Origin of the sequence: Pseudomonas sp. MF6755, assembly GCF_016405635.1 — a bacterium.
In the GTDB taxonomy this organism is placed as follows: domain Bacteria; phylum Pseudomonadota; class Gammaproteobacteria; order Pseudomonadales; family Pseudomonadaceae; genus Aquipseudomonas; species Aquipseudomonas haemolytica.
The window spans coordinates 393516-410552 of the sequence record NZ_JAEKDA010000001.1; the positions used below are offsets into that span (position 1 = coordinate 393516).

The 17037-nt window shown below is 61.7% G+C and carries 21 protein-coding genes; 7 read left to right on the forward strand and 14 right to left on the reverse strand.

Annotated features, from left to right (window positions below; genetic code table 11):
• Window positions 1-41: 41 nt before the first annotated feature.
• From JFT66_RS01815 to JFT66_RS01825, 3 genes are read right to left on the reverse strand one after another with little or no spacing between them, the layout of a single operon-like run.
• Complete coding sequence (locus JFT66_RS01815; protein ID WP_198858643.1) at window positions 42-956, reverse strand: biotin-dependent carboxyltransferase family protein; 915 nt, start codon at window positions 954-956, stop codon at window positions 42-44.
• Window positions 953-1657 (reverse strand): 5-oxoprolinase subunit B family protein, encoded by a 705-nt coding sequence (locus JFT66_RS01820; protein WP_198858644.1) that lies wholly within the window; start codon window positions 1655-1657, stop codon window positions 953-955. The genes JFT66_RS01815 and JFT66_RS01820 overlap by 4 nt, the downstream gene beginning before the upstream one ends.
• On the reverse strand, window positions 1654-2394 hold the full coding sequence (locus JFT66_RS01825; protein ID WP_198858645.1) for a 5-oxoprolinase subunit PxpA: 741 nt from the start codon (window positions 2392-2394) through the stop codon (window positions 1654-1656). Before JFT66_RS01825 ends, JFT66_RS01820 begins: the two co-directional genes overlap by 4 nt.
• A gap of 175 nt (window positions 2395-2569) precedes the next feature.
• Here JFT66_RS01825 and JFT66_RS01830 point away from each other — a divergent pair, with 175 nt between their 5' ends.
• Complete coding sequence (locus JFT66_RS01830) at window positions 2570-3484, forward strand: LysR family transcriptional regulator (protein ID WP_034118670.1); 915 nt, start codon at window positions 2570-2572, stop codon at window positions 3482-3484.
• A gap of 137 nt (window positions 3485-3621) precedes the next feature.
• Here the strand turns inward: JFT66_RS01830 and JFT66_RS01835 are convergent, their stop codons facing one another.
• From JFT66_RS01835 to JFT66_RS01845, 3 genes are read right to left on the reverse strand one after another with little or no spacing between them, the layout of a single operon-like run.
• Complete coding sequence (locus JFT66_RS01835) at window positions 3622-4164, reverse strand: DUF2937 family protein (RefSeq protein WP_153837738.1); 543 nt, start codon at window positions 4162-4164, stop codon at window positions 3622-3624.
• Window positions 4165-4175: 11 nt separating this feature from the next.
• Window positions 4176-4952 carry a class II glutamine amidotransferase gene (locus JFT66_RS01840; protein ID WP_003189615.1) on the reverse strand — a complete coding sequence of 259 codons (777 nt, stop codon included), beginning with the start codon at window positions 4950-4952 and terminating at the stop codon, window positions 4176-4178.
• 30 nt (window positions 4953-4982) lie between these two features.
• The gene (locus tag JFT66_RS01845; protein ID WP_034118668.1) at window positions 4983-5510 is read right to left on the reverse strand and encodes a hypothetical protein; all 528 of its coding nucleotides are present in this window, start codon (window positions 5508-5510) and stop codon (window positions 4983-4985) included.
• Between the two features lie 24 nt (window positions 5511-5534).
• On the opposite strand from JFT66_RS01845, the gene JFT66_RS01850 reads away from it, so the two are divergent.
• A complete protein-coding gene (locus tag JFT66_RS01850; RefSeq protein ID WP_198858646.1) occupies window positions 5535-7577 on the forward strand; it encodes a S9 family peptidase in 2043 nt (680 codons plus the stop codon).
• Window positions 7578-7612: 35 nt separating this feature from the next.
• Here the strand turns inward: JFT66_RS01850 and JFT66_RS01855 are convergent, their stop codons facing one another.
• The gene (locus tag JFT66_RS01855; RefSeq protein WP_034118666.1) at window positions 7613-7891 is read right to left on the reverse strand and encodes a hypothetical protein; all 279 of its coding nucleotides are present in this window, start codon (window positions 7889-7891) and stop codon (window positions 7613-7615) included.
• Window positions 7892-7969: 78 nt separating this feature from the next.
• Between JFT66_RS01855 and JFT66_RS01860 the strand changes: the two genes are divergently transcribed.
• Entirely contained in the window at window positions 7970-8656 is a 687-nt protein-coding gene (locus JFT66_RS01860; protein WP_034118665.1) for a spermidine synthase, read from the forward strand.
• Between the two features lie 70 nt (window positions 8657-8726).
• On the opposite strand, the gene JFT66_RS01865 is transcribed toward JFT66_RS01860, so the two are convergent.
• Entirely contained in the window at window positions 8727-9647 is a 921-nt protein-coding gene (locus JFT66_RS01865; protein WP_198858647.1) for a ParB/Srx family N-terminal domain-containing protein, read from the reverse strand.
• 106 nt (window positions 9648-9753) lie between these two features.
• Between JFT66_RS01865 and JFT66_RS01870 the strand changes: the two genes are divergently transcribed.
• From JFT66_RS01870 to JFT66_RS01880, 3 genes are all read left to right on the forward strand, one after another.
• Complete coding sequence (locus JFT66_RS01870; protein WP_034118663.1) at window positions 9754-10128, forward strand: YajD family HNH nuclease; 375 nt, start codon at window positions 9754-9756, stop codon at window positions 10126-10128.
• A gap of 108 nt (window positions 10129-10236) precedes the next feature.
• Window positions 10237-10704, forward strand: a complete 468-nt coding sequence (locus JFT66_RS01875) for an RNA methyltransferase (protein ID WP_003189607.1) — start codon at window positions 10237-10239, stop codon at window positions 10702-10704.
• 67 nt (window positions 10705-10771) lie between these two features.
• On the forward strand, window positions 10772-11122 hold the full coding sequence (locus tag JFT66_RS01880; protein WP_153870466.1) for a YgaP family membrane protein: 351 nt from the start codon (window positions 10772-10774) through the stop codon (window positions 11120-11122).
• A 142-nt stretch (window positions 11123-11264) separates the two neighbouring features.
• On the opposite strand, the gene JFT66_RS01885 is transcribed toward JFT66_RS01880, so the two are convergent.
• Together JFT66_RS01885 and JFT66_RS01890 are read right to left on the reverse strand one after the other, a co-directional pair.
• Window positions 11265-12485: a hypothetical protein gene (locus tag JFT66_RS01885; RefSeq protein ID WP_034118661.1), complete on the reverse strand. Its 1221-nt coding sequence runs from the start codon at window positions 12483-12485 to the stop codon at window positions 11265-11267.
• A 14-nt stretch (window positions 12486-12499) separates the two neighbouring features.
• Window positions 12500-12949, reverse strand: a complete 450-nt coding sequence (locus JFT66_RS01890) for a YcgN family cysteine cluster protein (protein WP_003172524.1) — start codon at window positions 12947-12949, stop codon at window positions 12500-12502.
• Between the two features lie 154 nt (window positions 12950-13103).
• Here JFT66_RS01890 and JFT66_RS01895 point away from each other — a divergent pair, with 154 nt between their 5' ends.
• A complete protein-coding gene (locus JFT66_RS01895) occupies window positions 13104-13697 on the forward strand; it encodes a nitroreductase family protein (RefSeq protein ID WP_153837727.1) in 594 nt (197 codons plus the stop codon).
• A 70-nt stretch (window positions 13698-13767) separates the two neighbouring features.
• Here JFT66_RS01895 and JFT66_RS01900 read toward each other — a convergent pair whose 3' ends face one another.
• The 4 genes from JFT66_RS01900 to JFT66_RS01915 all read right to left on the reverse strand — a co-directional run bounded on the left by JFT66_RS01900 (window position 13768) and on the right by JFT66_RS01915 (window position 16954).
• Window positions 13768-14700, reverse strand: coding sequence for a D-2-hydroxyacid dehydrogenase (locus JFT66_RS01900; RefSeq protein ID WP_198858648.1), 933 nt, complete (start codon window positions 14698-14700; stop codon window positions 13768-13770).
• A gap of 108 nt (window positions 14701-14808) precedes the next feature.
• Window positions 14809-15102 (reverse strand): YcgL domain-containing protein, encoded by a 294-nt coding sequence (locus tag JFT66_RS01905; protein WP_003189597.1) that lies wholly within the window; start codon window positions 15100-15102, stop codon window positions 14809-14811.
• The gene (rnd, locus tag JFT66_RS01910) at window positions 15099-16232 is read right to left on the reverse strand and encodes a ribonuclease D (protein ID WP_034118658.1); all 1134 of its coding nucleotides are present in this window, start codon (window positions 16230-16232) and stop codon (window positions 15099-15101) included. The genes JFT66_RS01905 and rnd overlap by 4 nt, the downstream gene beginning before the upstream one ends.
• Before the next feature lie 122 nt (window positions 16233-16354).
• Window positions 16355-16954 (reverse strand): class I SAM-dependent methyltransferase, encoded by a 600-nt coding sequence (locus tag JFT66_RS01915; RefSeq protein WP_198858649.1) that lies wholly within the window; start codon window positions 16952-16954, stop codon window positions 16355-16357.
• Between the last annotated feature and the right edge of the window lie 83 nt (window positions 16955-17037).

The window sequence follows — 17037 nt, forward strand, 5'->3', positions numbered from 1 at the left end:
AATGCACTCCTCTGTGGAAGCGGGCTTGCCTGCGATGCTTTTTAGCGATCGGCAAACCGCTGCAAAAGCTTGATGTGCTGCCGATGCGCCGTCTCTTGCACTACCGGCGCCAATCTGACTTTCTCCCCCGGCAAACACTGCGCCAGGCGCGCCAGCGCCAACGGCGTCAACGCACCCAAACGTGGATAACCACCGATGGTCTGCCGGTCATTGAGCAACACAATCGGCTGCCCGTCCGGCGGCACCTGGATTGCGCCCAACGGAATGCCTTCCGAAATCAACGACGGCCCCTGGTACTGCAACGGCGTGCCCAGTAAGCGCATGCCCATGCGATCAGCGCGACTGTCCAGAGCCCACTCGGTGTTGAAGGCGTCGAATAAACTCTGCCCGCTGAACTGGCCGATCTGCGCACCGATGATCACGTCCAGCGGTGCAGCAGATTGCAAATCCGGGTCAGCCAGCACTTTCATCGCGCCGCCCGTGCCGGAATAGGCCAACCGCTCGCCTTCAGCCAATGCCTTGCCGAAACCGTCTACGCCGCCCAACTCTTCACGCACCACCGTGGCACAACTGCCGAGCACCGCCGGCGCGTCAAACCCGCCAGGCGCGGCCAGATAAGCCCGTGCACCACTGAACGGTTGGGTAAAGCGCAGGCGCTGGCCCTTTTGCAGGATAAAACTGCGCCCGGGGCTGATGGCGCGCTCATCGATATACGCACCCAGGTCCGCACCGGCCAAGGCCAACAGGCAATAGTCCTCGGCCAGCACAGTAAAGCCGCCCAGGGTGATTTCCACTACCGGCGCATCCAGGGCATTGCCCAGCAGCCAGTTGGCCCAGGACATCGACACCCAATCCAACGCGCCGCCCTGGGTCACGCCGAGGTGGCGCACGCCAAAACGCCCGGCGTCCTGCAACAGGCACAGCGGCGTGCTGGCCTCGATGGTCAAGCGGCTCATGCCTGCGCCTCCAACGGCGTGTCATCACCATCCAGGTTGATAAATTCGGCGTGGCCAACCGGCTCGAAGCGCACCGTATCGCCGGGCTGCATCAGGCTGTAGCCGTCGCGCTCACGGTCGAACAGTTTGGCTGGGGTGCGGCCGATCAGGTTCCAGCCGCCCGGGGACACCACCGGGTAAGCAGCGGTTTGCCGTTCGGCAATGCCGACGCTGCCGGCCGCCACGCGTTTGCGCGGCGTGTTGAGGCGCGGCGTGGCGAGGGCTTCGTCCACCAGCCCCATAAAGGCAAAGCCCGGAGCAAAGCCCAGAGCAAACACCTGGTATGGGTGGGCGCTGTGGCGACGGATCACTTCCTCCACAGCCAGCCCGCTACGCTGGGACAGCAAGGCCAATTCCGGGCCGACACTCAGGTCGTACCACACCGGCAGCACATGGCACTGGCCACTGCCCTGGGCCTGGGGCTGCAGGTCAGTTAGGGCGTGATCGATCAATTCCCGGGCCTGGGCCGGGGTCAACGCAGTGAGATCGTAATGCACCATCAAGGTGGTATAGGACGGCACCATGTCCACTAACGCTGCGCCGAACCCGCTGCGCAGGCGCTGGGTGGCGGCGAGCATCCACGGCATGTTGGCTTCGGCAATCACGTCAAACAGGCGCACCATCAGGCAGTCGATGGCCACCACTTCGATCCGTGGCTTCATGCTGTCTTCAGCGCTTGGCGAATACGCTGCACCGCGGCGACCGAACTGGCATTGTCGCCATGCACGCATAAGGTATTGGCCTGCAACACCAGCGCGCTGCCGTCACTGGCGACCAGCGGCTCGCCACGGGAAATGGTCAGTGCCTGCTGGACGATAGTCTCGCAGTCGTGGTGCACCGCACCCGGCAACTGGCGGGAAACCAGATGGCCCTTGGTGTCATAGGCACGGTCGGCGAAGGCTTCGAACCACAGGGTCACGCCATATTCGTCGCCCAATGCCTGGGCCGCGCTGTTGTCGCGGGTGGCCAGCAGCATCAGTGGCAGGTCGCCATAGGCCGCCACGGCCTGGACCACCGCACGCAACTGCGCGGGGTTGGCCATCATGTCGTTGTACATCGCACCGTGGGGCTTCACGTACCTGACGCGACCGCCCTGAGCACGACAGATGCCTTCCAGCGCGCCGATCTGGTAGTGCAACAGGTCCTGGATTTCCTGCGGCGTGTAGTGCATGGAACGCCGACCGAAGCCCTGCAGATCCTGGTAGGCCGGGTGGGCGCCCACTTGCACGCCATGTTTGAACGCCAGGCTGACGGTCTTGCGCATGATACTGGGGTCGCCGGCATGGAAGCCGCAGGCCACGTTGGCGCAATCAATGAACGGCATGACTTCGGCGTCCAGACCCATGGTCCAGTTACCAAAGCTTTCGCCGATGTCACAGTTCAAAAGCAGGCGGCTCACGGTGGTCGCTCCTGTAGGCTTTGTTTTTTTGTAGTGTGGGATTTATTACACAGAACTCGCAACTTGTCCTGGCACCCCTACGACGCTTATCGTGGAACAGCTCGATTTTTGGCGTTTGCCCGGTGCGACGTCCAACTAATAAAAACCGATCCATGCATAAGAAAAAGTTGATCCCATGAATTTGAAGTTCCTCGAAACCTTCGTCTGGGTGGCCAAGCTCAAGAGCTTTCGCCTGACCGCCGAGAAGCTGTTCACCACCCAGGCCTCGATCTCCAGCCGCATCGCGGTGCTGGAAAGCGAGTTGGGGGTGAAGCTGTTCCTGCGTGACTCCCGTGGCGTAAGCCTGACCCCGGAAGGCTTGAAGGTGCTCGATTATGCCGAACAGATGATGGTGACCATGCAGGGCTTGAAGCAGTCCCTGGAGACCACCAGCAGCAAGGTCGGGCGCATTCGGATCGGCGCGATGGACACGGTGATCCATACATGGCTAAGCCCGCTGGTCGCCGAATTGATGGACCATTTCCCTCTGGTGGAAATCGAGTTGGTCGCCGATACCGCGCTGAACCTCAGCGATCAACTGCAAAAAGGCTTCCTCGACCTGATCCTGCAAACCGACCTGCTGCGCCTGGAAACCGTACGCAGCCTGGAACTGGCCAGCCACCCCATGGCCTGGATCGTCGCCAGCCAATCGATCTATAACCGCGACTACGCCTCCCTCGCTGAGCTGGCCCAGGAGCGCATCATCACCTACTCGAAAAACTCCCACCCCCATCAGGACGTGATCAGCCTGATGCAGGCCAACGGCGTGGCCGCGCCACGGATGAACTGTGTGAACTCGGTGTCGGCGATCACCCGGTTGCTGCGCGACGGCTTCGGCATTGGCGCGCTGCCGCCGGTGCTGGTCAGCGAAGAACTGGCGCGGGGAGAGTTGGTGATGCTGCCAATGGCGCAGCGCCTGCCGAACTTGCAAGTGGTGGTGTCGTGGCGCGTGGGGGTGGAGTTGGTGGAGGAGATTGTCGGGTTGTGCCAGAAGGTGGTGGCCAGGTATGCCGAGGAAGTCGGCGAAGAACGGATGCTGCTGAGCCTTTGAAGAAACACAATCCAAATGTGGGAGGGGCGGTGCGACGATTCGACTTGCTCCCGATAGCGGTGGGTCAGCTAAAAATAGGCTGGCTGACACCCTGCTATCGGGAGCAAGCCCCCTCCCACATTTGACCGAGTTGGGCGTTAGAGACCTTTAAGGTCGCGCTCTTCAATCGGCCGGCTCTGGCGCAAGCGTCTGCCGCCCAACACCACCCAGTCGATCAGGCGGAACAGGCATTCGATGCCGAACGACAGCAGCATCGCCCCGCCCAGGCCCCAGCCCATGGCCTCCGGTGTAAGCAAGATCTGGTAGCTGTAGCCATTCCAGGTCTCCAGGCGGATATCCGGGTCGGCGGCCACCGCCACTTGCAGGACGCGGATGTACCAAGGGCCTTGCATGGCCTGGAATTGCTTGTCCAATGCCACCTGGCGGTCAAGCATTGCGCCCAGGCTGCTGGCGTCGCTCTGGAATACCGGATCGTCACTGGCGCGGTAGTGGGCGACCAGCGCCTGCAAGTCACCGTTGAAGAACTGCTGCGCCGTGGATTCAAAGCCGCGCAGGCCTGTCTGGGCCTCGATCAGGTGGGCCTCGACGCGCTTGGCGTAGTCGTTGACAAACCCCGGCACTTGCACGCCGACCAACAAGCCAATGGCAAACAGCACCAACCGCAGATAGCTAAGCAACATGGTCGATATCCTTACTCGGTAACGCCCTGGCTGACGCATTCACCGCGTCGCCACAGGCTCCATTGGCCCGGTTCGTAGCGGGTCCAGTTTTCGTTGTCGGTCAAGGGCTCGGTGGCGATCACCGTCACCACATCATTGGGGGTGGTTTCGGCCTGGAAATCGACGATCACGTCGACATCTTTCAAGCGCGCCGGGCCAAAGGGTGCACGCCGGGTAATCTGCGCCAGTTTGGTCGAGCAGTAGCAGAACAGCCAGTCACCGTCGCTGAGCAGGCAGTTGAACACACCTTTGCTGCGGTATTCGGCGCAGGCGGCGATCAGGTCCGGCAGCACTTGCTCGATATCCACCGGCTCGGGGAAGGCTTCACGCACACGGTTGAGCAGGTCGCAGAAGGCCGCTTCGCTGTCGGTATCACCCACAGGGCGGTAGAACGTGGCGCGTGGGTTGAAGTCCGCCAGTTGGCCGTTGTGGGCAAAACACCAGTTACGGCCCCACAGCTCGCGCACGAACGGATGGGTATTGGCCAGGCTCACCTTGCCGACGTTAGCCTGGCGGATATGGCCGATTACCACTTCACTCTTGATGGGATAACGCTGTACCAGCAACGCGACTTCCGACTCGCTGCTCGCGGCCGGGTCCTGGAACAGGCGCAGGCCACGGCCTTCGTAGAAGGCGATGCCCCAACCGTCGCGGTGTGGGCCGGTGCGCCCGCCGCGCTGCATCAGCCCGGTAAAGCTGAACACGATATCGGTGGGGACGTTGGCACTCATGCCCAATAATTCACACATGCCAGGGCTCTCGCTGCAGGGCGGACAACGTTAAAGGCGCGGTTCGACCCGCATACCGCCGACAGGCGCAGGGCGACGGAACGGCTCATCATCGTCCGGCTCGGCGGCCAAGGCAGCATCCGCAGCGGCCTTGCGCTCACGGCGGGCATTGGCGGCACGCTCGATGGGCCAGCGGATCAGCACAAACACGATGTACAGGGCAAACACGATCATGGTGTACATGAACAGATCGGAAATCGCCCGCCAGGCGTTGTTGCCGACCTTGAGCACCAGGTCCAGGGCGGTAATCGCCACGGCCGGCGCAAATTGGGTCTTGACCGGGTCGACGATGGTCGGGCTCAGCAACAGCACTGCCATCAGCAATTGCAGCGGCTCGCGCAGCCAGCGCCAGATCCATCGGGTCATGCGCCACCACACCAACAGGCAGCCCAAAGCGGCGAAGGCGTAAAGGCCCCAAGCGGTCAGATAGTCGTTCTCGGTCATGGTGTCCATGGCAAGGTAGGCAAACAGGCGGCTATGATAACGGCTTTTGCGTGTCGCGGCTGCAATGCCTGCCACCTTCCGCCAGACAGAGAGTGATCCATGACGTCATCGACCGCCCCGATTGCCCGCAAGGCCCCAGGCCAAGACCCGTACGCCTGGCTGCAAGCGCGGGACACCCCTGAGGTGCTCGACTACCTCAAGGCCGAAAACGCCTGGCAGGAAGCCCAATTGGCCGATCAGCAGGCGCTGCGCGAGACCCTGTTCGAAGAGATCAAGGGCCGCATCCTCGAAACCGATCTGTCCCTGCCCTCCCCTTGGGGCCCGTACCTGTACTACACGCGCACCACCGCCGGTGACGAATACGCACGCCACTACCGCTGCCGACGCTCGGCCGATGACAGTAACCAGGTGGACGACAGCAGCGAAGAACTGCTGCTGGACCCGAACGTATTGGCCAATGGCGGCTTTTTCTCTCTGGGTGCGTTCAGCATCAGCCCCGACCATCAGCGCCTGGCCTACAGCCTCGACACCAGCGGCGAAGAGATCTACACCCTGTTCGTGAAGGAATTGGCCAACGGCAAGGTCAGCGAACTGGCATTCGAGAACTGCGACGGCAGCATGACCTGGGCCAATGACAGCCTGACCCTGTTCTTCGGTGAGCTGGACGACACCCATCGCCCGCACAAGCTGTATCGCTATCGCCTGGATGGCACGGCGGCGCAGGAAGTGTTCCACGAGCCCGACGGCCGTTTCTTCCTGCATTGCTACCGCTCAAGCTCCGAGCGCCAACTGCTGCTGGCCCTGGGCAGCAAGACCACCAGCGAAATCTGGGCGCTGGACGCCGAGCAGCCGCACCTGGCCTTTACCTGCCTGGCGGCGCGGGTCGAAGACCATGAATACGATGTCGACCATGGCAAGCGTAATGGCGAGTGGACCTGGTTTATTCGCAGCAACCGCGATGGGATCAACTACGCGCTGTACGTCGCCACCGACACCGGCACGACGCCCACCGAAGCCGACTGGCAGAACCTGATCCCCCACAGCGACGAGGTCATGCTCGACGGCGTAAGCCTCAATTCCAGCGCCATGACGTTGAGCCTGCGCATCGGCGGCCTGCCGGTCATCGAGGTGCACCCCGAGAACGTGCCAGCCTATCGCGTGGAATTGCCTGACGCTGCCTACAGCCTCTACGTACAAAACAGCCTGGAGTTTCCCAGCGACAAGATCCGCCTGCGCTATGAAGCCTTGAACCGCCCGGCCCAGGTACGTCAGCTCGAACTGGCGAGCGGCGCCCAAGTCGTGCTCAAGGAAACCCCGGTACTCGGCACATTCAACGCCGATGACTACGTCAGCCAACGCCTGTGGGCCACCTCCGCCGATGGCACCCAGGTGCCCATCAGCCTGGTGGTCAAGCGTAACCAGCTCGGCCAGCCGACGCCGCTGTACCTGTATGGCTACGGTGCCTACGGCCAGAGCCTCGACCCGTGGTTCTCCCACGCACGCTTGAGCTTGCTGGACCGTGGGGTAGCGTTTGCCATCGCCCATGTGCGCGGCGGCGGTGAGTTGGGCGAAGCCTGGTACCGCAACGGCAAGCAGGAACACAAGCAGAACACCTTCAGCGACTTTATCGCCTGCGCCGAACACCTGATCGCCCAAGGCCTGACCACCTCCAAGCAACTGGCGATCAGCGGCGGCAGTGCCGGCGGCCTGTTGATCGGCGCCGTGCTCAACCAGCGCCCGGAATTGTTCCAGGCGGCGATTGCCGAAGTGCCGTTCGTCGATGTGCTCAACACCATGCTCGACCCGGAACTGCCCCTGACCATCACCGAGTACGACGAATGGGGCAACCCCGAGGAGCCCGAGGTGTATGCGCGCATCAAGGCCTACGCGCCGTACGAAAACGTCAGCGCCCAGGCCTACCCGGCCATGCTGGTGATTGCCGGCTACAACGACAGCCGCGTGCAGTACTGGGAAGCAGCCAAGTGGGTGGCGAAGCTGCGTGACACCTCAACCTCCGATAACCTGCTGCTGCTCAAGACTGAGCTGGGTGCCGGCCATGGCGGCATGAGCGGTCGTTACCAGGGATTACGTGACGTAGCGCTCGAATACGCGTTTGTGTTCAAGGCGCTCGCCTTGCTCTAACCCACTGCGCACGGGCAGTTGCTGAATCGACTGTATTAACCGCCGGGTGTCTTCGGCTTGCTGTCGTTCTGCTGCAGGCCAGGGACTGTCTGGTCCTTGGGCGGTGCCGGCAACACGATGGGCGCCAACGGCGGTGAGCCGTTTGTCTTCGGCGTGGTTGGCGGGCTGACTTGGGGGTACAACGTCGGGGTCGGAGTGCCCGGCGCGCCGGGAGTGGGTGCTGGCGCGACCGGTACGGTTTGCAACTCCTGAGCCTGCGCCGTACCCAATGCGAGCGCGCTCAACACAATGACCGTTAGAATGCTGCACTTCATCGATGGCTCCATGGCCTGACCGGAATGTCGTAAGGCTACTCCCAACCGCGCAAGAATGCCCTTCCCAATGAGATTTCCATGAAACGTTTCGTTCTGCTGGACACCACTCCGATCCCCGACAACGGCGGTGCCTTGTGCCTGTTCGAGTACGGCGAAGATTTCGTCATCAAGATCCAGGGCGGTGACGGCGGCCAGTTGATGAACACACGCATGCACGGCTCCGAAGACGCCCTGGCGGAAATTCCCTGCCGCAAGGTGGCAGGTCGCCCGGGTTCACGCGTACTGATCGGCGGCTTGGGCATGGGTTTTACCTTGGCCGCGGCGCTCAAGCATCTGGGCAAAAGCGCCGAAGTGGTGGTGGCGGAATTGGTACCCGGCGTTGTGGAATGGAACCGTGGGCCGCTGGGAGAAAAGTCCGGACGCCCGCTGCTGGACCCGCGCACGGTGATCCGCCAGGAAGACGTGGCCAAGGTACTGCAGGCCGAGCCACAGGGCTTCGACGCGATCATGCTCGACGTCGACAACGGCCCCGAGGGTCTTACGCAAAAGGCCAACAGCTGGCTGTACTCCGCCGGTGGCCTGGCAGCCTGCGCCAAGGCCCTGCGGCCCAAGGGCGTATTGGCCGTGTGGTCTGCCAGTGCCGATAAACTGTTCAGCGACAAACTGCGCAAGGCCGGCTTCAAGGCCGAGGAAGTCCAAGTGTTTGCCCATGGCAACAAGGGCACTCGGCATACCATCTGGATTGCCGAGAAGGTCAAGAGCTGAGTCACGCCAGGCCAGGCGCCGCAGGTCAAATGTGGGAGGGGGCTTGCTCCCTCCCACATTTGGTACTGCTTCAGTCTCTGGATTTGCGGTAATCGATCACGTACGGCACTTTTTTATCGAGGGTCTTTTCCAGCTCATTACGATCCAGCTGAGTCATACCGCCCAGTTGCCGGGCAGTGAAACCGCTATCGCCAACCTGTGACCCCGGCGCCAGGCCGACCATACGCTTGGCCACGGCCTCGATGGCATCCTTATAGCCCCCCTTCTTGTTCAGGTTGAAAGCACCCAGGTCGATCTGCGTGCGCAGCCAGTTTCCCCAATAGAACTCCAGGAATTCCGGTGCAATCGCACCCTCGGTCGGCTTGCCATAGGCGGCCTTGCGGGTGAAATACACCAGGCTGCGGAAGGTATCGTCCTGCAGGCTCTTGAAGCCCAGGTGCGCCGGCAGTTGCTCCGGTGGCAGGGTCTGGCCCTGGTTGTCCTTGAGCCAGACTTTGCGGGCGGCCTCCATGCGCTGCCAGAAGGTGGCGAGGTTCGGGCTGCTGCTGAAATCGTCGGTGACCTTGACCCACATTTTCAAGCGCGGGCCGGCGCCGGGTGTTTCCCACAGGGTGGTGAAACTGTGATGACCATCGGTCAGGTAAAGCTGGCCGCCGGGGCCGACCACCACGGTCTTCATCTCCTCGGGATAAGTGCCGACCGGGTGCTTGCAGGTGAAGCTGGCAGGCCGCAGCAGCTCGGCGTTCTTGGGCACCTGGTCGGCCTCACCCTGGCCGTTGGTTTCGCAGTATTCGTCGAAAGCCTTGGCGGACTTATCGGCGAACAGCCCCAGGCTGTAGTAGATCTGGTCGAAGCCCACCACGGCCTGGGTAGGGTGCAATTGTTCCAGGGCAACCTCGATCACCTGCCCAGGTTGTGGCGTCGAAAACGCCTGGGCCTGCGCGGTGACAACACAGAGCACAAGCCCGATAGTCCATGAATGCAGACGCATGTATTTAAAATCCTTATCAGTCAGTGCAGCAATCCTAGCGGTCATTTACCGCGCAAGCGGCTAGAATCCACCTTATCCGTGAACCACCAAATAGCCAGGAGCCATGATGAGCTCGACCAACCCGCCCTCCCACACCGCCAAGCTCGACCGTATCCTCGCCGATGCCCAGCGCGACCGGGAAATGGGCTACCGCGACAAAGCCTTGAAGATGTACCCCCACGTGTGCGGCCGCTGCGCCCGTGAGTTCGCCGGCAAGCGCCTGAGCGAACTGACCGTACACCACCGCAACCACAATCATGATGACAACCCCCAGGACGGCTCCAACTGGGAGTTGCTGTGCCTGTATTGCCATGACAACGAACACTCGCGCTACACCGACCAGCAGTACTTCGGCGAAGGCTCCACCAGCAGCCCGAGCATTGCCAAGGCTACGCACAACCCGTTTGCGGCGTTGGCGGGGTTGATGAAGAAAGACAGCTGAATTACGCAGCTTCAAGTTTCAAGCAGCAAGCTACAAGAAAAAGCCATACCGCTTTTACTTGCAGCTTGAAGCTTGCCGCTATACTGCTGCCTTTTTAAAGGCACTCCCGTGGGCAATAAACGCTACAGCTGCATCGGTCTGTATAACCCCAAATCCCCCGAAAACGTCGGCTCCGTGATGCGTGCTGCCGGCTGCTACGGCGTGGCCTCGGTGTTCTACACCGGCGTGCGTTACGAGCGCGCCCGGGATTTCATTACCGACACCAAGAAGGTCCACCACGACATTCCGCTGATCGGTATCGACGACCTGAAAAAGATCCTGCCCCTGGGCTGCATCCCGGTTGCCGTGGAATTGGTGGAAGGCGCCCGGCCCCTGCCGGAATACACCCACCCCGACCGCGCGCTGTATATCTTCGGCCCCGAAGACGGCTCCCTGGACAAAGAGATCCGCGACTGGTGCGAAGACGTGGTGTACATCCCCACCACCGGCTGCATGAACCTGGCGGCCACCGTCAACGTGGTGCTCTACGACCGCCTGGCCAAGGGCAACAACACCCGTTCGGGCCCCAAGTACTGATTTTCCGGGAACATCCGGCACCTGCGCGCAGTCAGCTAGTAACACTTGCCCTTGTTGGAGACAGATCATGAGCGACAGCAAAACCTTGCGACCTATCATCGAAGCGACGCCCTTGAAGACTCAACCGACCCAAAACGTGCACGGCTGGGAACGCATCGGTTCCGTGGCCGGTGGTGTGATGATGGTCGGCAAAGGCCTGCGCCGCGGCGGAATTTTCGGCTTGATCCAGGTGGCGATTGGCGGCGTGGCACTGGCCCGTGGCTTTACCGGGCACAGCTCGCTCAAGGACAAGCTGGAACAAGGCCGCCAGGAAATGAACAGCGTGCGCACGAAGATCGAGCGAGCTGGGGAAGAGTTGAAGAACTTGAAGACCAAGGCCGAGATCGCGGCTGAAAAGGCTGTAAAACCCAACGCCTGACCTAAGTCTTGGACATGTTGGAGATTCAAATGTGGGAGGGGGCTTGCCCCCGATAGCAGAGTGTCAGCAGCATACTTTTTGCTGACCCACCGCCATCGGGGGCAAGCCCCCTCCCACATTTTGAACTGCACATGGCTTGGGATCACCGCAGTAGTTTGCTGTCCAGAACAACTGAAGACTCCCCGATCACACTCTCGGCCAACTGCACGAACTCCTTGGTACTAATGCTGTTCGCCCGCATCACCGCCTGCGCCAGATCATCCAGGGAACGCTTGTTGTGGGTCTTCACGCGGATCTCACGGTCCAGGTCCTGCAACACCAGCACCGCCCGCGCCATGCCCGCAGCACCGATTTGCTCGCCCCTGAGGGTGGTGACCGCCTTGCTCTCCTTGGCCAGCCGTGCCTGGATCGCCGCATAGCGCTCATCGGTGAGGCCACCGGCACGCCGCACCAGTTCAATCGCGTAATACTCCCCCAAACCCTCGCTGATCCAGTCACTGCTGTCGTGGTCGTTAAAGCGCCCGATAGCCTGCACCACTTCGCGGAGCAACGGGCTGCTGCCATTTTCGCTGACCAGTGGCGTGCGGCTGTTGATGTAGATCGAATCGCGCGATGAATAGACGCCGCGGCGCATCGGGTCACCGGCACCGACGATCAACAATTTGGCGGGGTGGCGCGGGAACGCGGCTTCCACTTGGGGCCAGACGAATGTCAGCAGGGTCAGCACATCCATGCGACGCATGCCCTGCCCCTTGGGCGAGGCCACGGTGACTTCGGTTTCACCCAGGCGCAGGCGGCGGCTGCCCAGGTTTCCGGCAAGCATCCAGCCGGTGGGCCGGTCGAACAGGCGGGATACGTTGTCGATACGGAATTTATGCTTGCCAATGCGTGGCCAGGCCGTCTCGACGCTCTTCCAGCCGGTGGGCAGCTCAAACATCAGGCGCGAGACCAATTCAATGCCATCTTGCTGGTCAAGGCGCGCAGCCGGCACCAGGTCTTCACCGCGCAGTAACGCCCAGCCAGGGGTGATACGCGCATCATAAACGCCAGGCTTGCGTGCATGGGACAAGCGCACCCGGTAGGTCAGGCTGGCTTTGTCGGCGCTGGGATGCCACAGGCCACGGCTGCCCGTGACCTGCCATTGGCCGTCGGCCTTGAAGTCGCTGTAGTCACCGTCGCGGCCCAGGTCGAAGTCCAGGCTGCGCACCGCCGAGCCTTGGGACAGGCTGACGCGCACCTCGGCCTGGTCGCTCTGAGGGAGCAGCTTGACGTGATAATCCAGGTCGACTTTTTTCGCGCACCAGCCCGGCCCGCTCAGCGCCAGTACTATCAGGCCCGCTGCCAACTTGGCTGCCACCTTCATACACACTCCTTTGTTCAGCCTGCGCGGAAGATCAGGTAATCCTCCCAGTCGTCCTCGGGCACGCTGCCTTCGCTGAGCATGCGCCCGGACTGGGAAATGCGTTCGTGGTGTACTGCGTCACGGTCGCCGCAGACCAGGTGGTGCCAGAGCGGCAAATCCTTGCGCTCGCTGACCAGGCGGTAGCCGCAGGTCGGTGGCAGCCATTTGAATTGATCGGCCTGGCCCGGGGTGAGCTGGATACAGTCCGGCACCGAGGCCCGGCGGTTGGGGTAGTCGGTGCACTGGCAGGTTTTCAGGTCGAGCAGTTTGCAAGCGATGCGCGTGTAATAGACGCTGTTGTCGTCCTCATCCTCAAGCTTTTGCAGGCAGCACAGGCCACAGCCGTCGCACAACGACTCCCACTCCTCCTGGTCGAGGTGCTCAAGGGTTTTGCGTATCCAGAAAGGTTCGACTTTGGCGGCCATGGCTCTACATCAGTATCGGAAGGTGAAAAGGCCGCCAGTCTAGTGCCCAAGCCCGTTACGGCCAAGCGCTTACGACTGACGGTGTTGCAAGGCTTGTCAGGCTGGGGGGCGGCGCAGTAGCTTTGAGTCCCGGTTTCTTCATCAGGATCTGCCCATGAGCGATAACCCACGCGTTGCCGATTACCCGATCCACACTCAGTTCACCGAGCGCTGGTCGCCCCGCGCTTTTACCGGCGAAAGCATCCCGCAAGAGACCCTGCTGAGTTTCTTCGAGGCCGCACGCTGGGCGCCCTCGGCCTACAATTCGCAGCCGTGGCGGTTTCTCTATGCACGCCGGGACACGCCGGATTGGGAGCGCTTCCTGGGCTTGCTGAATGAATTCAACCGCGGCTGGGCGCAACACGCGTCGGCCTTGGTGATCATCGCCTCGAAAACCGACTTCACGGCGCCAGGCGCCACGGAAGAAACTCCGGCACTGTGGCATACCTTCGACACCGGTTCTGCCTGGGGCCACCTGGCGTTGCAAGCCAGCCTCAGCGGCTGGCACACCCACGGCATGGCCGGGTTTGACCAGGAGCTGACCCGCAAGGAGCTGAAGATTCCACAGGGTTATGCGCTGCATGCGGCTGTGGCCGTGGGCAAGCTGGGCGACAAGTCGAGCTTGCCGGAATATCTGCAAGGCCGTGAAGCGCCGAGCCCACGCCGGCCGTTGAGTGAGCTGGTGTCCGAAGGTGACTTCAGCCTGTAAGCCCTGCGCAAATCCAATGTGGGAGGGGGCTTGCCCCCTCCCACATTTTAGATTTATGCATGGCCCAGGATCAGTACCCGCGCTCGAAATCCACTTCACCGCGCAACGCTTGCTTGGCCTGATACGCCCGCACGTTCTGCACAAACAACGCCACCATCATCGATGGCGAAGTCGGCGCCGAGCTGTGGCCGGTCAACAGCAAACCCCAGGCCGTCCAGAACGGGTGGCGCTGCGGCAGCGGCTCCTGGCGGCACACGTCGATCACCGCACCTGCCAGGTGCCCTTCTTTCAGGGCTTCGACCAGATCGGCGTCCACCACCGCCACGCCGCGCCCGACGTTGATAAACAACGCGGTCGGCTTGAATTGCTTGAACAGCGCAGCGTCGTACAGGTCGTGGGTGTCCGGCGTGTTGGGCAACAGGTTGATCACGTAATCCACCTCGCCCACCAAACGGCCCAACTGGTCGAGTTCGGCCACTTCGAGAAACGGCGCTTGTTCCCGGGCTACGCGGGCGATGCCGTACAGCGTGACGCCAAACGGCACGAGGAAGTCGGCCACGCTCTGGCCAATATCGCCGGTGCCGACGATCAGCACTTTGCGCCCCGCCAGGCTCTGGCCCATGCGGTTGTCCCACTTGCGCTCGACCTGGCTGACCAACCGCGCCAGCACTTCACGCTCGTGGCCAAGCATGTAGGTGAGGACGAACTCGGCCATGACTTGACCAAAAATGCCGACGGCGCGGGTCAGGCGGTAATCGCGGGGCAAGCCATCGGCCAGCAGCGGCGTGATGCCGGCCCAGGTCGATTGCAGCCATTGCGGGTGATGGCCCTGGCGCAACAGGGTCGCCAACAGATCGGGCTGGCCCAGCCATACCGGGCAATCGGCGGCCAGGCGCGAGAGTTCGGCCGAATCGCCGCTGGTCAGTACTTCAAGGTCTGGGGCCGCTTCCTTGAGCAATTGGGCGTAGAGCGGGTGATCCTGTTCAGCAATCAGAACACGCATGGTTCAAACCTTTGAAAAAACAGTGCAGACGGCCGCCCGCATCCTTACGGCCACCGTCCTCTAATACGATTCCATTCAAGCCTGTGCCCTGATGCGGGCACTGATCGATCACATCGGGTCGTTGCGGCGCAGCAGCTCTTCGGGCAAGTGCTCGATGTACTCATCCTCGGCCGGCGGCATTTGCAGGTGGTAGCCCTGCTTGTCGAGGTTTTCCAGCACTACCGCGATGTCTTCGCGCGACAGTTTGCGCTCCGGCGTCAGCACCATGTCGAACGCGTGATGCGCCTTGCCGAAGGCCTCCATCAAGGGTTCAGGCACGCGCTCCAGGGCGTCGCTTTTGAGCACGTAGAGGTACATGCCGTCTTTTTTCTTGCTGCGATAGATCGAGCAAATACGTTTCAAGGCTGTTCTCCGGCATTGGCCAGGCTGTCGAGCAGCGCCTGGCCCATCAACTCGCGGCGCCAGCCACGCAGCGAGTCTGGCAATTGGTAAGGCCCATCGGGGTAGCCGCTTTTGACCAGGGCTTCGAGGGTTTTCTTGCGCAGCATCAGTTCCGGCGCCATGTCCAGGCGCTCGGCGAACGTCTGGCCCAGGGCGCGCAGTTGCTTGATCAGCGCGGCGGCATCTACCGGCAAGGGTTCGGCAACAGCGGGAGGCCATTGGTCCATCGGCACGCTGCCGGTACGCTTGATCAGGTCCAGCAGGAACTGCCCATCCTGGCGCACGGTACGCGGGTGCATGTCTTCGATCTTGCCCAGGGCCGCCAGGTTATCCGGCTGGGATTTGGCCAACGGCCACAACGAATGTTCGCGAATGATGCGATTGCGCGGCAGGTCACGGGCACGAGCCTGCTGCTCGCGCCAGGCGCACAGCTCGCGCAGCACGGCGAGTTGGGCACGGGACAGTTTCCATGCGAGCTTGGCGTCGCGGTACACCTCGTAGGGGTCGACTTCGCGTCGCAGGTTGGCAACAAGCTCCGCACCGTCTTCAAGCACCCAGGCGTATTTGTCGTCTGACAATTGCGGGCGAAGCCGGGTGTAAACCTCAGCCAGGTGCACCGCGTCTTCGGCGGCATAGCTTATTTGCGTCTCGGAGAGTGGCCGCTGTAGCCAGTCCGAGCGGGTTTCGCCCTTGGGCAACTCGATATCCAGCACGGCTTGCACCAGGCGCGAGTAACCCATGGAGAAACCGAGGTTGAGGTAAGCCGCGGCCAATTGGGTGTCGAACAATGGCACCGGCAGGCTGCCGGTCAGGCGCAACAGTACTTCCAGGTCTTCGCTGCAGGCGTGCACTACCTTGATCACTGCCGGGTTTTCCAGCAAGGCGGCCAAGGGTTGCCAATTGTCGATGGTCAGGGGGTCGATCAGGTAAGCGCGTACGCCATCACCAATCTGGATCAGCCCGGCAATAGGATAAAAGGTGTCGACCCGCATGAATTCGGTGTCGAGGGCGACGAATGGCAACTGCTGCCATTCGGCGCAATGCTGGCCGAGGCTATCGTTGTCGCAGATCCAGTGAATATCGATGGCCACACGGCTCTCCCTTGAAGAATGGCGCGCAGTATATATCGCGAAAGGGACTTGCGAGCATCCGCAGTGCACATACCATCATGAAAAGCCTGACAGGAGATGAGGAATATTCCGACGAATGGAATTTATCCTCTCTTACGCAGAACGTAGACACACCACAGCGAGGAGCCCGGCAGGAACTCCTGGTAATTCAGGATTTTGAAACCCGCTTGACGAAACTCGTCCTCTACCGGTGTACCTGCATTCACGGAAACGATCACCGTGTCGCGGCTGACGCGATGAAACTCGCGCAACAACATTAATCGCACATCGCTGCCGGGCACATGACGAAACAATTCCAGGCAGAAAATGCAGTCCACCGCATTCGCCGAAAGGCCAATGGAAAACGCCGAGCCCTGGAACGTTTTGACACGCTTGAGCAGCGTTCCCGGATGATGAGTGCGAGCGTGGTCGAGCATGGCCTGGGAATTGTCCGAGGCCAGGATCACCCGGTTGACGTGCTCGGCCAACACCGGCCAGAACCGCCCCGAACCACACGCCAGGTCAAGGATGAGCCCTGGCTCCCCTGCCACCTTCAGTGCATGACGCACCAGCCGCGCATCCCGCCACGCGGCCAGGCGCTGCAACAGCCTGGGCGGACGCGGATCACCGCAGACCCTGGCATGCTCACGGTCACAGCGCTCAGTGAATTCGATCTCGATGGAGGATGGGGGTTGTGGCGACATCACGGGCTCATGTGAGTAAAACGGTAGTGAACGACCTTGATCAGCAGCTTAACCAGTGCAACGTGAAAAAAAGGTCGAAAGCC